The 12,223-nt window shown below is 62.8% G+C and carries 13 protein-coding genes; 7 read left to right on the forward strand and 6 right to left on the reverse strand.

All coding sequences use genetic code 11. From position 1 onward, the window contains the following. Positions 1-31: 31 nt before the first annotated feature. The gene (locus N008_RS14620) at positions 32-631 is read right to left on the reverse strand and encodes a DUF4126 domain-containing protein (protein ID WP_044017040.1); all 600 of its coding nucleotides are present in this window, start codon (positions 629-631) and stop codon (positions 32-34) included. Positions 632-793: 162 nt separating this feature from the next. On the opposite strand from N008_RS14620, the gene N008_RS14625 reads away from it, so the two are divergent. The 6 genes from N008_RS14625 to N008_RS14650 all read left to right on the forward strand — a co-directional run bounded on the left by N008_RS14625 (position 794) and on the right by N008_RS14650 (position 7,325). Next, positions 794-1,240: a PaaI family thioesterase gene (locus N008_RS14625; protein WP_052381580.1), complete on the forward strand. Its 447-nt coding sequence runs from the start codon at positions 794-796 to the stop codon at positions 1,238-1,240. A gap of 90 nt (positions 1,241-1,330) precedes the next feature. Further along, positions 1,331-3,550, forward strand: a complete 2,220-nt coding sequence (locus N008_RS21720) for an ATP-binding protein (protein WP_052381581.1) — start codon at positions 1,331-1,333, stop codon at positions 3,548-3,550. A gap of 199 nt (positions 3,551-3,749) precedes the next feature. Next, on the forward strand, positions 3,750-4,268 hold the full coding sequence (locus N008_RS14635; protein ID WP_156109334.1) for a hypothetical protein: 519 nt from the start codon (positions 3,750-3,752) through the stop codon (positions 4,266-4,268). A gap of 33 nt (positions 4,269-4,301) precedes the next feature. Further along, positions 4,302-5,726, forward strand: coding sequence for an ATP-dependent RecD-like DNA helicase (locus N008_RS14640; protein WP_044017044.1), 1,425 nt, complete (start codon positions 4,302-4,304; stop codon positions 5,724-5,726). Positions 5,727-5,860: 134 nt separating this feature from the next. Further along, positions 5,861-6,523: a hypothetical protein gene (locus tag N008_RS14645; protein ID WP_044017046.1), complete on the forward strand. Its 663-nt coding sequence runs from the start codon at positions 5,861-5,863 to the stop codon at positions 6,521-6,523. Positions 6,524-6,806: 283 nt separating this feature from the next. Then, complete coding sequence (locus N008_RS14650; protein ID WP_071884547.1) at positions 6,807-7,325, forward strand: DUF1573 domain-containing protein; 519 nt, start codon at positions 6,807-6,809, stop codon at positions 7,323-7,325. Between the two features lie 89 nt (positions 7,326-7,414). On the opposite strand, the gene N008_RS14655 is transcribed toward N008_RS14650, so the two are convergent. The 5 genes from N008_RS14655 to N008_RS14675 all read right to left on the reverse strand — a co-directional run bounded on the left by N008_RS14655 (position 7,415) and on the right by N008_RS14675 (position 11,733). Next, positions 7,415-7,792, reverse strand: coding sequence for a DUF423 domain-containing protein (locus N008_RS14655; protein WP_044017049.1), 378 nt, complete (start codon positions 7,790-7,792; stop codon positions 7,415-7,417). Between the two features lie 108 nt (positions 7,793-7,900). Then, on the reverse strand, positions 7,901-8,566 hold the full coding sequence (locus tag N008_RS14660) for a YggS family pyridoxal phosphate-dependent enzyme (protein ID WP_044017052.1): 666 nt from the start codon (positions 8,564-8,566) through the stop codon (positions 7,901-7,903). Positions 8,567-8,734: 168 nt separating this feature from the next. Continuing rightward, the gene (locus N008_RS14665) at positions 8,735-9,784 is read right to left on the reverse strand and encodes a VWA domain-containing protein (protein WP_231569721.1); all 1,050 of its coding nucleotides are present in this window, start codon (positions 9,782-9,784) and stop codon (positions 8,735-8,737) included. A gap of 136 nt (positions 9,785-9,920) precedes the next feature. Continuing rightward, complete coding sequence (locus N008_RS14670; RefSeq protein ID WP_197062864.1) at positions 9,921-10,838, reverse strand: hypothetical protein; 918 nt, start codon at positions 10,836-10,838, stop codon at positions 9,921-9,923. After that, on the reverse strand, positions 10,831-11,733 hold the full coding sequence (locus N008_RS14675; RefSeq protein ID WP_044017056.1) for a DUF58 domain-containing protein: 903 nt from the start codon (positions 11,731-11,733) through the stop codon (positions 10,831-10,833). Before N008_RS14675 ends, N008_RS14670 begins: the two co-directional genes overlap by 8 nt. Before the next feature lie 68 nt (positions 11,734-11,801). Here N008_RS14675 and N008_RS14680 point away from each other — a divergent pair, with 68 nt between their 5' ends. After that, entirely contained in the window at positions 11,802-12,176 is a 375-nt protein-coding gene (locus tag N008_RS14680; protein WP_197062865.1) for a DUF4296 domain-containing protein, read from the forward strand. Positions 12,177-12,223: the final 47 nt, after the last annotated feature.

Here is a 12,223-nt window from a genome sequence, read left to right on the forward strand (position 1 = left end):
ATCCGGGCCCGCAACGGCGCAGCGCGCCGCCTCAGGACAAGCTGTTGGCCGCCGGGCGACGAGTGGCCCGACGCTGCCGCCAGCGCCGCAGCCGGGTGGCAATATACAGCACCACGCCCAGCATGAGGGCGGCGGCCACCACGGGCAGCAGCAGCGCCAGCGCCGAGCCCAGGATAGCCAGCGTGTTTTCGGCGGTGGCCAGCACGGGGTTGCCGAGGCCGGCCGTGGCCGCCGTAGAGCCGGCCCGCAGCAGCGCCGTGCCCGTCTGGACCATGCCGGCCGTGCCGCCGCCCACCAGCATGCCCAAGCCCCAGCGCAGCACCGGGTCGAGGTCGGGCAGGGCGGCCGTCATGAGCACGGTGCCGGCAATAAACGAGGCGGGCGTGGTAATGGTATCCAGCACGTTATCGACCACCGGAAAATAGTAGCCCAGGATTTCGGCCACCGTGGCTGTGCCCAGCACCCCCAGCGCGGCCCACGAACCCAGCCACGCAAACCCAGCCGACGGCGCCAGCACGCCAGTCCGGTAAGCTAGGCTGGCCGCCAGCAGCGGCACAAACACCCGAAAGCCGCTGCACGCCGCCAGGGCCAGCCCCAGGGCCCCACTCAATAAATACTCCTGTGGTTGCATAGACGTGGTTTTTTGTAAGAGGAGGTGAAAATGAGCGAGTGACAGTAGCCAGCTGTCGACAACAGAATCTGGCCGGCGGCTTTTACGCTGCGAAGGATGCTGGTAGTCAATATCGAAAAACAAAACACGAAAAACGAACGGCGAGTAGCGACCTTTGCAGCAATGAAAGCTCCTGATTCTCCCGCTCCCGCTCCTGCCCCCGATTCGCTCGAAACCCGCATCCGCCGCAAACTCACGCGCCAGCACTTCATGCACCACATCGGCGCCGACCTTACCCGCATCGAGCCGGGCCGCATTGAGGCCGAAGTGACGCTGCAGCAGCAGCACCAGCAGCACACCGGCTTCGCCCACGGCGGCCTCGTGGCCACCATGGCCGACCTGGTAGCCGGCTTTGCGGCCGTTACGCTCGTACCCGACGGCACCGGCGTGGTGACGGTGGAGTTGAAAACCAGCTACCTGCACCCTGGCATCGGGCAGAAGCTGCGTGCCGTGGGCTGGGTGCTGAAAGCCGGCCGCCGCCTGCACTTCTGCGAGTCGGAGGTATGGTGCGACGACAAGCTGATTGCCAAGGCCACGGCCACGATGGCCGTGGTGGAGCCGCAGGGGTAGGGGCTGCCGTGCAGGTGCCGGAATCCGCCAAATTCTCCCCACATTATTTGCCGCCAGGCAACACCTAGTGCCCAGGTTGCTGGCTACTGTATGAAATGGATTATTGCCACCTGGCTGGTGCTGCTCGGGTTTCCGGTGCGGGCGCAGTCGGGGTACTGGAATGCTGATGTTGACTCGTTGCAGCAGGTGCTGGCCGGGCAGCGCGCCGACACGGCCCGCGTCCGGACGCTGGTGCACATGCTGCACGTGACCGAGCTGACCGAGCCCAGCCACCGCCGGCAGGCCGCCGGATTGGTGGCGGAGCTGCTGCGCCTGAATACCCGCACCCATCAGCTGCCCCAGGAAGCGCCGTACCGGCAGCTACAGGCGGGCCTGCAGCACTGGCTGCAGCAGCGGCCCGGCCCGGCGCTGGCTGCCTTGCAGCAGGCCGTTGAGCTGTTCGACAAAGGCGGCCAGCCCGTGCCGCTGCTGCTGATCGACCTAGCACCCGTCTTCAACGAATTGCACGAGTCGGAAGGCCGCATGCGTTACTTCCAGCGCAAGCTGCGGCAGTACAAGGTGGCTGGCGGCTTCCCGGAAAATGAGGCCGCGTGCCATCTGGTGCTGGGCGGCTCTTACCGGCACCGCGGCAACTTCAACCAGGCCATCAGCCACTACCTGCGCGCGGCCGACCTGTTCCGGCACTTCAACCGCCGCCTCTACAGCAACGAGCTGATGGTGGCCGGCAGCACCTACGCCGAGTGGGGCAACACACGCAAAGCCCTGCAGTACATGCAAATGGCGTCGAACTGGAACGACCAGTCCCGTATCGGCGGCCTGCAGCGGTTCTACTCGGAGCATGCCATTGCCAAGCTGTACCTGCGGCAAGGCGACACCGCAGCGGCGGCCCGCTACGTGGCTAAAGCCACTCAAACGGCCCGCCACGACCAGCTGAACGCCGCCCAGTATATGGCCTACGCGCTGGTGCTGCAAAGTGAGCTGCTGCTGGCCCGGCAGCAGGCGGCGGCAGCGGGCCCCTTGCTCACCCGCGCCCAGCAGATTGCCGACTCGCTCCAGATGCAGATTACCGGCCGGCCCGGGGAGTTTGCGCTGGATGCCACCTGGGCTCGCTACTACACCATGCGCCAGCTTTACCCGCAGGCGGCCACCTCCTGGCGGCAAGCCTACGCGCGGGCCACTGCCACCCGCCTGCAGATGCTACGCCCTCAGTATCTGCGGGCGCTGATCCGCTTTGAGGCGGCGCACGGCACGCCCGCCGCCGCGCGGCAGTACAGCCTAGCCTACCTGGCCCTGCAGGACACGCTCCACGCTGCCCAGGGCGGCGACCTGCTGGCCCAGTATGAGGCCGAACGGGTGGAGCAGGCTCAGAACGAAGAAATTACCAACCTGCGCCACGACAAGGAGGTGCAGGAGCTTCGGCTGCACCAGCGCAGCCAGCTGCTCGCCGTGGCCGTGGCCGCTTTGGTGCTGATTTCGGCACTGGGAGTAGTTCTATACCGGCAGCTGCGCCTCAACCGGCAGACCCTGGCCCAACTGCGCCAGGCCCAAAGCCAGTTGGTAGCTGCCGAGAAGTGGGCGTTTGTGGGGGAGCTGTCGGCGGGCATCGCGCACGAGCTGCAGAACCCGCTCAGCTTCATGAAACGATTTGCGGAGGTGAGCACCTCTTTGGTCGACAACATGGGCCAGCAGGCCGAGGCGCCCGGCCTGGAGCAGGAGATTCTGAGTGGGCTCAAGCAGAATCTGCAGGAAATCAGCCAGCACGGGCTGCGGGCTTCGGGCATCATCCGCGACATGCTGGAGCACGCCCGCAGCGGCAACGGCCAGCGCCAGCCCACCGACCTCAACGCCTTGGTGCTGGAGTATCTGGAGCTGGCCCGCCAAAGCCAGGCGCCCGGGGGCCAGCCCTCCAGCATAGAGGTCGAAACCGCGCTGGCCCCCAATCTGTCCCTTGTTTCCGCCATGCCTCCCGACCTGGGCCGCGTGCTGCTGAACCTGTTCACCAATGCCTTCTACGCGGTGCTACAGCGCCAGCAGGCCGGCGAAACCGGCTACCGGCCGCTGGTGCACATCAGCAGCGCGCAGCACCACGGCTCGGTGCAGGTGCGCGTGCGCGACAACGGCCCCGGCATCCCGGAGGAAATCCGCGGTGAGGTGTTCAAGCCCTTCTTCACCACCAAGCCTTTGGGCGAAGGCACCGGCCTGGGCCTCTCCCTGTCCTACGACATCGTGCAGAGCCACGGCGGTACGCTGCGGGTGGAGCCGGTGACCGGACAGGGCACCGAGTTTATCGTGACGCTGCCCGTGGGCTGAGCTGCCGGTTGGGTGGGGTTTTCCAATGCCGAAACCGGTGCGGCAGGGACCTGAAACGGGTGTAGCTTTGTTGCTAGCCCGAAGCGGCATTAGAGAAAAGATAGTATCTAAAGCCACGGCCACGATGGCCGTGATAGAACCGCAGGAATTATAACCAGAGCGGGTTGGGTAATTGAGAAAGAAAAAAGCCTGAGCAGCTATGAAAACTATTCTTTCAGCATTATTCGTCCTAGCCCTTGCCAGGTGTCAATCAGATCAAACGGTGCCCAGCCAAAATTCACCTACCACTGCATCCTTTCCTACGTTGCTGGCGCCGCTGCCTCCGCCCGACGATAGTCTGGTGTTAGCGGGGATTTACCAGCTTCAGCAACAGGTGGCAGTTGAACGGTCGGTGGGTGCCTTACAACTCCTGGATTCCATCTATTGCCAGAGTGATGGGTATCTTTCGGAAGGTATCAGCGAGGCCGCCGCCGCTATTTGGGCGCAGCAGTCCATGCTGACGCTGTGCTACCTGGAGCAGCACCCCAAAGCCTGCCTGCGCCAAGCAGTTGTCTTGGGAATCAGCGCCGATATTTCCACGGAGGAAAATCGGGTGCAGGCTTTGGCTAACTTCCGGCAAACGGCCTTAGATAGTGGCCGCCGTGCGGGACTTTCTGGGCGCGAAATGTTGTTCTTGCAGCAGTTTATTAGTGAGGTCAATCCAGCCCTGCTCGATTAAAAGGCCCTGCGGCCTTAGTCTTTTTACCTGCCCATGCTCTCCGTAAGAACCCCTTCCGTCCGCGACTATTTCCCCTACGAACCCACGCAGGACCAGGCCAAGCTGTTTCAGAAGCTGGATGTGTTTCTGAAGGATGACCTGCCGGGGCGCAAGGCGTTTGTGCTGCGCGGCTACGCCGGTACCGGCAAAACCACCGTGGTGAGTGCCCTGGTGCAGTGGCTGCACAAGCTGGGCCGCAAATACGTGCTGATGGCCCCCACCGGCCGCGCCGCCAAGGTGATGAGCGGCTACGCGGGCGTGCCGGCCAGCACCATCCACAAGAAAATCTACCGCCAGACCAGCGGCACGCCCAGCCAGAGCCTGTCGTTCCAGCGCCAGCCCAACCGCGCCCAGGATACGCTGTTCATCGTGGATGAGGCCTCGATGATTTCCGACGAGAAATCGTTCGGCGAAACCGGCCTGCTCGACGACCTGCTCAACTACGTGTTCGAGAAGCCCTCCAACCGCCTGCTGCTCATCGGCGACACGGCTCAGTTGCCGCCCGTGGGCCAGCTGCTCAGCCCCGCCCTCGACCCCGACCTGCTGCGCCATCGTTTCCGCGCCACCGTGGATGGGGTGGAGCTGCGCCAGGTGATGCGCCAGGCCGAGCAGTCGGGCATTCTGATGAACGCCACCGTGCTGCGCGAAGAGCTGCGCGAGGAAAAGCCCAACATCCAGTTCCACACCCGCGGCTATCCCGACCTGTTTCAGATGGGCGGCGACAAGCTGGAAGACGGCCTGCGCTGGGCCTACAAGAACTTCGGGCACGAAAACACCACCATCATCTGCCGCTCCAACAAGAACGCCAACCAGTACAACCAGATGATTCGGCGGGTGCTGTTTGAGGCCGAGGATGAAATTGAGAGCGGCGACTACCTGATGGTGGTGCGCAACAACTACTTCTGGCTGCCCAAAGACTCGGAAATGGGCTTCCTGGCCAACGGCGACTTCGTACAGGTGGTGAAAATCATCCGCCTCACCGAGGAGTTCGGCTTCCGCTTTGCCGATGCCCGCGTGCGCCTCGTGGACTACCCCGACGAGCCGGATATGGAAATCAAGCTGCTCCTGGACACGCTGCACACCGAAAGCCCCGCCCTGCCCGCCGACCGCAGCAAGGAGCTCTACGAGGCCGTAGGCAAGGATTACGACCACCTCACCACCAAAAAAGACAAGTCGGCCGCGCTGCGCAAAGACCCGTTTCTGAACGCGCTGCAGGTGAAGTTTGCCTATGCCCTCACCTGCCACAAGGCGCAGGGCGGCCAGTGGCAGGCCGTGTTCGTCGACCACGGCTTTTTGAAAGAGGATATGGTGAACTCGGAGTTTGCGCGCTGGCTCTATACGGCCGTCACGCGGGCCTCAGAAAAATTGTTTCTGCTCAACTTCAATCCTAAGTTGCTGGGCGACAAGGTAGAAGAGTAAAGGGCGGCGCGTCTAACGGATAAACTTGGGGAAAAGTTCAGGGATTGGGGATTTTATGGCACGAAGTTGGTAATGTGCTATTCAGGCTTCGCGAGCTGCTATTCTTCTTTCCCTCCCTTTCCCGTTTTACCGTCATGAAAAAGCTGCTACTCTTCCTGCTCCTGTTGGCAGTAGCGCCGCTGGCCACGCAGGCTCAGACCCGCGAAATCTATACCAACACCAACTTCAAAACGCTGGCCCAAAGCCACAAAACGCTGGCCATTCTGCCCTTCGTGGTGAAGCTGCAGCTGCGGCCACAGGAAGTGGCCAAAAACGGCGGCCCCGAGGGTGTGGCCCGGCTGGAGCAGCGCGAAGGCCTGGACGTGCAGCAGGCGCTGCACTCGTACTTCCTGAAGCAGAAGGCCTCCAACGACCTGACCGTGGACGTGCAGGACCCCACCCGCACCAACGCCCTGCTGGCCCAAAGCGGCCTCACGACCGAGCAACTGGCCACTCAGACGCCGGAGCAACTGGCGCTGCTGCTGGGCGTCGATGGTATCATCTCCGGCACGTTTGCCAGCACCCAGCCCATGTCTAACGGCGCGGCCATTGCCCTGAGCTTAGCAGTAGGCATGAGCGGCCCCACCAACACCGGCAAGCTGCTCATCAACATCCACGACGGCAAATCGGGCGAGCTGCTGTGGAAATACGACAAGAGCCTCTCGCGCGGCTTCGGCAGCGACACCAACACCATCGTGACGACCATCATGCGCAAGGCCTCGCGCCAGTTTCCGTACTCCAAGGAGTTCAAAGGATAAGCATCATACAGCCTACTTATTGATAAATAATTACTTACAACTCGGCTATCGTAAACCCGCTGCCAGTCTTTTGTGCGCTATCGGTATGATTAGTTCCTGCAACAGGATGAGCCAAAGCTCGTCCTGTTGTTGTTTTAGGCGGAGCAGGCGGAACGTGCGGGCCGGGCGCTGCGTCTGTCTTCATGCAGGCTTCACCGGGAAAGTAGAAAACTGGCACTCAACTTGCCCCGCCCGCCAAAACGTGTATTTTTGTTTCCATCAACACCCTAACGAAGTAGCAATCATGAAAAAAGCACTTGTACTGGCGCTGTCGCTGGTTTGCGCTGGCTTTGCCGCCCAGGCCCAATCGGCTTCCGTGAAGCCTGCCAACGCGCAGACCAAAGTGGCCGGCCCGCAAATTCAGTTCGACGAAATGAAGTACGACTTCGGCAGCGCCAAGCAAGGTGAGGTGGTGAAGCACGTCTTCAAATTTAAAAACGTAGGCACCCAGCCGCTGGTGATTTCCAACATCGGCGTGAGCTGCGGCTGCACCACCCCGGAGTGGACCAAGGAGCCCGTGATGCCTGGCAAAACCGGCACCATCACCGCCAACTTCAACACGGCCGGCAAAATGGGCATCCAGAACAAGGTGCTGACCATCGAGTCGAACTCGGCCAACGGCAACGCCATGGTGTCAGTGGTAGGCGAGGTGAAAGAAGCCACGGCCATGGCCAGCGACAAAGTGGAGTCGGCGGAGCTGAGCGACAAAGCCAAGATGAAATCCGATGACAACAAGCTGAAAGTGAAAGCCAAGAAGTCGTAAGGCTTTTTAGTAGCAACAGCTATAAAAAAGGCGGCTCGCATCGTGCGGGCCGCCTTTTTTGTGCGGTTCAGGTGCCTACGTATACGTTGCTAGGCCTGCCGGGCGGCCAGCAGCAGCGCAATCCAACCCGCAATCAGCAGCAGGCCGCCAATGGGAGCCACGGCGCCTAGCTTGGTGATGCCCGTGAAGCACAGCAGGTACAGCGAGCCGCTGAACACGATGACGCCGCCGGTCCAGAGCCAGGCGGCGGTGCCCAGCAGCCGCAGCTCGGGGCGGGCGTGCAGGAGCACGCCCACGGCCAGCAGGGCCAGCGTGTGGTAGAACTGGTAGCGCACGGCGGTTTCAAACGTGTCGAAGCGGCCGGACGCCTCCAGCATGGCCCGCAGGCCGTGCGCCCCGAACGCGCCGATGGCAACGCCCAGCCCGCCCAGCAGGGCCGCGATTTGCAGAATAAGTTTGGCAGTCATCAGATGGATAAGAGATTAGGGACAAAAGAGTAAGGACCACGGACGACAGGTAAAGGACGGCAATAAGACTCTGCGCAAAAAAGACGCGCTTTGCCTCAGTCTTTTATCCTACATCCTTGATCCAAAAATAGCGCTGCCTACCCGAATGAGCGTGCTGCCTTCTTCGATGGCCAGGCGGTAGTCGGAGCTCATGCCCATGGAAATCTCGCGAAACTCGTCGTCGGAGGCGAAGTAGCGGGTTTTGAGCTGCTCGAAGTAGCCGCGCAGCAACTGGAATTCCTGGCGCAATTGGGCTTCGTCGGGGGTGTTGGTGGCAATGGCCATCACGCCGGTGAGGCGCACGTGGCGCAGCGCCCGGAACTCCTCCGACTGCAGGATTTCCTCGGCCTCGGGCAGGGTGAGGCCGGTTTTGGTGTCTTCGGCGGCAATATGAAACTGCAGCAGCCCCCGAATGACGCGGTTGTGCTTGGCGGCCTGCTTCTCCATTTCCAGCAGCAGCTTCAGGCTATCCACGCTCTGAATGGTGTGCACGAACGGAGCAATGTATTTCACCTTGTTGGTTTGCAGGTGCCCGATGAGGTGCCACTCGATGTCGGCGGGCAGCTCGGGCTGCTTGGCGGCCATTTCCTGCACCTTGTTTTCGCCAAACAGGCGGGCGCCGGCGTCGTAGGCCTGCTGCAGCTTGTCCACGGCGTGAGTTTTCGTGACCGTGACGAGGCGGCAGTTGGTGCCGGCCAGCTGCTGCTGAAAGAAGTGGAGGTTTTCCTGAATCACAGAGTAGGGAGGTTTTAAGCTGATTCCGCTGAGCGAATGGTAGGTTTTTTTATAAACCCGGCCGGAGCAAAATTAGCTAGGAGTGAAAAAGAAAAGTCTGCTGCAAGGACAATCCCGTACGCAATCAGCGTCAGTGAAGTCAGCGCAGGAATCAGCGTAATCTGTGATTTAGTCTTCCAGCGAGTTAGCCAGGAACGTGTTTTTGAGGCCCAGCCATAGCAGCCAGAACCCCACGGCCCACCACAGATAGAGGCGGTAGTAGTCCTTGGTGTTGCGGAAGCGGGTCTGCTTGATTTCCGACTTCTCGTACTGGTTGATGCGCTGGAAAATCTGGCGGAGCGCGGCGTTGTCGGTGGCCCGGAAAAACTGGCCCTCGCCGGCCTGCGCAATCTGGCGCATGGTGGTTTCGTCGAGGCGGGTTTCCACGTAGCGGGGGCGGCCCAGCTCGTCGCGGCCGAAGGGCACGGTGCCGTCCTGGCCGAGGCCGATGGTGTAGATTTTGAGGCCGTAGGCGTGGGCCAGCCGGGCGGCCGTGAGCGGGTCGAGGCTGCCGGCCGTGTTTTCGCCGTCGGAGAGCAGAATGCACACGCGGGTGCGACTGCGGGAGGTGCGCAAGCGGTTGGTGGCCACGCCCAGCGCCGTGCCGATGGCCGTGCCGTCGTTGGGAATCATGCCCAGCCGCAGGCCGCTCAGGCTTTCGCGCAGCAGCTCGTAGTCGGTGGTGAGGGGCGCCAGCGAGTATGCGTCGCCGGCAAACACCACCAGCCCCAGCCGGTCGCCCTGGCGGCCGTCCACAAACTCCAGCGCTACGCGCTTGGCGGCTTCCAGGCGGTTGGGCTTCAGGTCGCCGAGCTCCATCGAGCCCGACACGTCGAGCACCAGCAGCACGTCGATGCCTTCGCCGTTCTGCACCACCCGCTCGTCGGTGCGCTGGGGGCGGGCCAGGGCCACCACCGCAAACGCCAGACTCAGGGCCAGCACTACATCGGGCAGAAAGCGCAGCACAGCGCTCCAGTCGCGGCGGACCTCGCCCTTCACGAAGGCCACGCCCAGCTTGCTGCGCCGCCGGTACGCCAGCAGCCACCGCCCCACAAACAGCAGCGGAATAGCCGCAATCAGCAGCAACAAGCGCGGCTGCTCCCAGGCATAGCTGGCCAGCGTGGCATAGCGCAGGCTATCCACTATCGGCCCAAAAAGCTGTTGCCAGAGTTGCTGCACGGTTGGTGATGAGGTGATGAGGTGATGAGGTGATGAGGTGACAGGTGACAGGTGACAGGTGACAGGTGACAGGTGATGAGGGCTGGCAAAGGTAGCGGCCGGTTTGTGCGGCTGGATATGCTGGATAGGTGGCCGGCTACTTTTCCACTTGCTGCCGCACCAGCTCGAAGCGGCGGTCGGCGAAGGTGCGGAGCAGGTCGAAGGCCAGGTCGGTTTCGGTGTCGTCTTCGGAGAACTGGTTGCCATAGATGACCCGGTCGGCGAGGCGCAGGGCCAGGCGCACGTCGGCGTCGTTCTGGTAGTGCGCCACTATTTCGCGGGTGGTGAGGCTGTTGATGGTGTTGTTTTCGAGGTTGGTGAGGTAGTTTTTCCAGAGCGTGATGGCGCGCTCCATGTTGGTGAGCGAGCGGCTCAGCGTGAAGCGCTCCACGTGCCGGGCATACTGCGCCAGAAAGTACACGTGGTTTTTGCGCAGCTTGTACAGCTGGTAGCGCTGCCGCCAGCGCCGCCCAAACGTGAGGGCCACGCCGCCCAGCAGCAGCAGCAGCACGCCCGCGCCGGCCAGCCAGTAGGGGTAGTTGAAGGCCGGCTCCACGGGCAGCAGCGCCGTGGCCTGGCGCAGGGCCGGCGTAGCGCCGCCGGCTGCCGCCGGCACCACCCGCCGCAGCTGCACGGTGGCGCGGGTGCTGGGCAGCGTGAGCGTGTCACGGCCCTGCAGCACCGTCACGGGCAGCTGCAGCGTCTGCTCCGGGGCCAGGCTGAAGGTGCGCAGGCGGTAGATGGTGCGGTCGAGGCTGACGCCCTGGCGGGTGCGGGTGGGCTGGTAGGTTTTGCCCACGTACTCAAACGGCGCGTACTCGGCCGTGGAGTCGGGGAAGATGACGTTCAGGCCCGGGGCGTGGCGGTAGCTGAGCTCGTACTCCACAATCTCGCCCACGCGGGTGCCGGGCTGCAGAAACCGGCCCTGCGGCGGAGCGGCGGCCGGCTGAGCCGTGGCCAGCCCCGGCAGCAGCAGCAAGCCCGCAAGTGTGGAGAGCAACGACTTCCTACGCACGGCCGGAGCGAAGATTGCGCCGCCGGAACAGCCGGATCAGCTGGGGCAGATAGTCGGCGTTGGTGGCAATGGACAGGTATTCAGTGCGGTGGCGGCGGCAGATCTGGCTGATCTGGTCGCGGTTCTGCTCGTATGTGGCGCGGTAGCGGGCCCGGAAGGCGGCCGAGGACGTGTTGGTCCAGAGCGTGCGGCCCGACTCCTGGTCGTAGAGCGGCACGATGCCCAGTGGCGGAAATTCCTGCTCGCGCTGGTCGAGCAGCTGCACCACCACCAGGTCGTGCTTGCGGGCCAGCATGGTCAGCTCCCGCTCGTAGCCGCTGTCGATGAAATCCGAAATCAGCAGGATAATGCTGCGGCGCTTCAGCAGCCCCAGTGCCTGCTTGATGCCACCGCCCACATCCGTCTGCCCCGACTGCGGCTCCAGCGCAAACAGTTTTTTGATCAGGGAATAGGCGTGGCGCACACCCTTGCCGGGCGCCAGATACAGCTCTTTCTGGTCGGAAAAGGCCAGGATGCCCAGCTGCGCATCCTGCCGGGCGGCAGCCAGGGCCAGAATCCCGCAGATTTCGCGGCCCATATCGAGCTTGCGCAAGCCGGCGGCGCCCACCTTCTGCGAGGCACTCACATCGAAGAGCAGCAGCACCTGTTGCTCGCGCTCTTCCTTGTAGGTTTTGATGAACGTGCCGTGGCCTTTGCTGGACACGGCCCAGTCGATGGCGCGCACCTCGTCGCCGTACTGGTAGAGGCGCACGTCGTCGAATTCGAGGCCGGTGCCCTTGAAAACGGACCGAAAATTGCCCTGCAGCTGCGCATCCACCGCCTTCAGCATCCGGATTTCCACCTGCCGCAATTTGCGTACGAGCAACTGAAACGGCGTGGGCGTGGGCGTGTTCATATTGGCTAAACTACGCGAATCGTGGCAGTATTGGCGCCGAGAAGCGGCCGAACCCTTACTTTTGTAACGTGAAACTCCTGAATCCCCGTGCTTTTTCGTTGGTAGTCAGCGTGCTGCTGAGCGGCTTGGTGGCCGGCTGCCAGACGCCCGAAGAGGTGCTGCCGCCGCCGCAGCTGCTGCCGCGCGAGCAGCTGGTGAGCCTGCTCGCCGACCTGCATACGCTGGAAGCCCGCGTGGAGTCGGCTAGCCTGCACCCCGATTCGGCGCGTGCCCTGTACCTGCAGCAGCAAAAGGCGCTGTTCTGGCGCCGTGAAGTCACCGACTCGCTGTTTCAGCAGAGCTACCGCTACTACGCCAGCCACGACAAAGACCTCGACGAAATCTACGGCCTCGTCATCGACACGCTCGCTCTGCGCCAGGTGAAAATAGGCCCCGCCAAGTAAAGCGGATTGGCGGAGTAGTGGATTGGTGGATTTGCCGTACTCCACTC

It is taken from the genome of Hymenobacter sp. APR13, assembly GCF_000737515.1.
Classification (GTDB): Bacteria; Bacteroidota; Bacteroidia; order Cytophagales; family Hymenobacteraceae; genus Hymenobacter.

Excerpts from the sequence above, each read along its gene's own strand:
- N008_RS21720 (WP_052381581.1), top strand. The coding sequence starts at position 1,331 with ATGAAATGGATTATTGCCACCTGGCTGGTGCTGCTCGGGTTTCCGGTG.
- N008_RS14635 (WP_156109334.1), top strand. The coding sequence starts at position 3,750 with ATGAAAACTATTCTTTCAGCATTATTCGTCCTAGCCCTTGCCAGGTGT.
- N008_RS14655 (WP_044017049.1), bottom strand. The coding sequence starts at position 7,792 with ATGACTGCCAAACTTATTCTGCAAATCGCGGCCCTGCTGGGCGGGCTG.
- N008_RS14675 (WP_044017056.1), bottom strand. The coding sequence starts at position 11,733 with ATGAACACGCCCACGCCCACGCCGTTTCAGTTGCTCGTACGCAAATTG.
- N008_RS14650 (WP_071884547.1), top strand. The coding sequence starts at position 6,807 with ATGAAAAAAGCACTTGTACTGGCGCTGTCGCTGGTTTGCGCTGGCTTT.
- N008_RS14640 (WP_044017044.1), top strand. The coding sequence starts at position 4,302 with ATGCTCTCCGTAAGAACCCCTTCCGTCCGCGACTATTTCCCCTACGAA.
- N008_RS14645 (WP_044017046.1), top strand. The coding sequence starts at position 5,861 with ATGAAAAAGCTGCTACTCTTCCTGCTCCTGTTGGCAGTAGCGCCGCTG.
- N008_RS14620 (WP_044017040.1), bottom strand. The coding sequence starts at position 631 with ATGCAACCACAGGAGTATTTATTGAGTGGGGCCCTGGGGCTGGCCCTG.
- N008_RS14625 (WP_052381580.1), top strand. The coding sequence starts at position 794 with ATGAAAGCTCCTGATTCTCCCGCTCCCGCTCCTGCCCCCGATTCGCTC.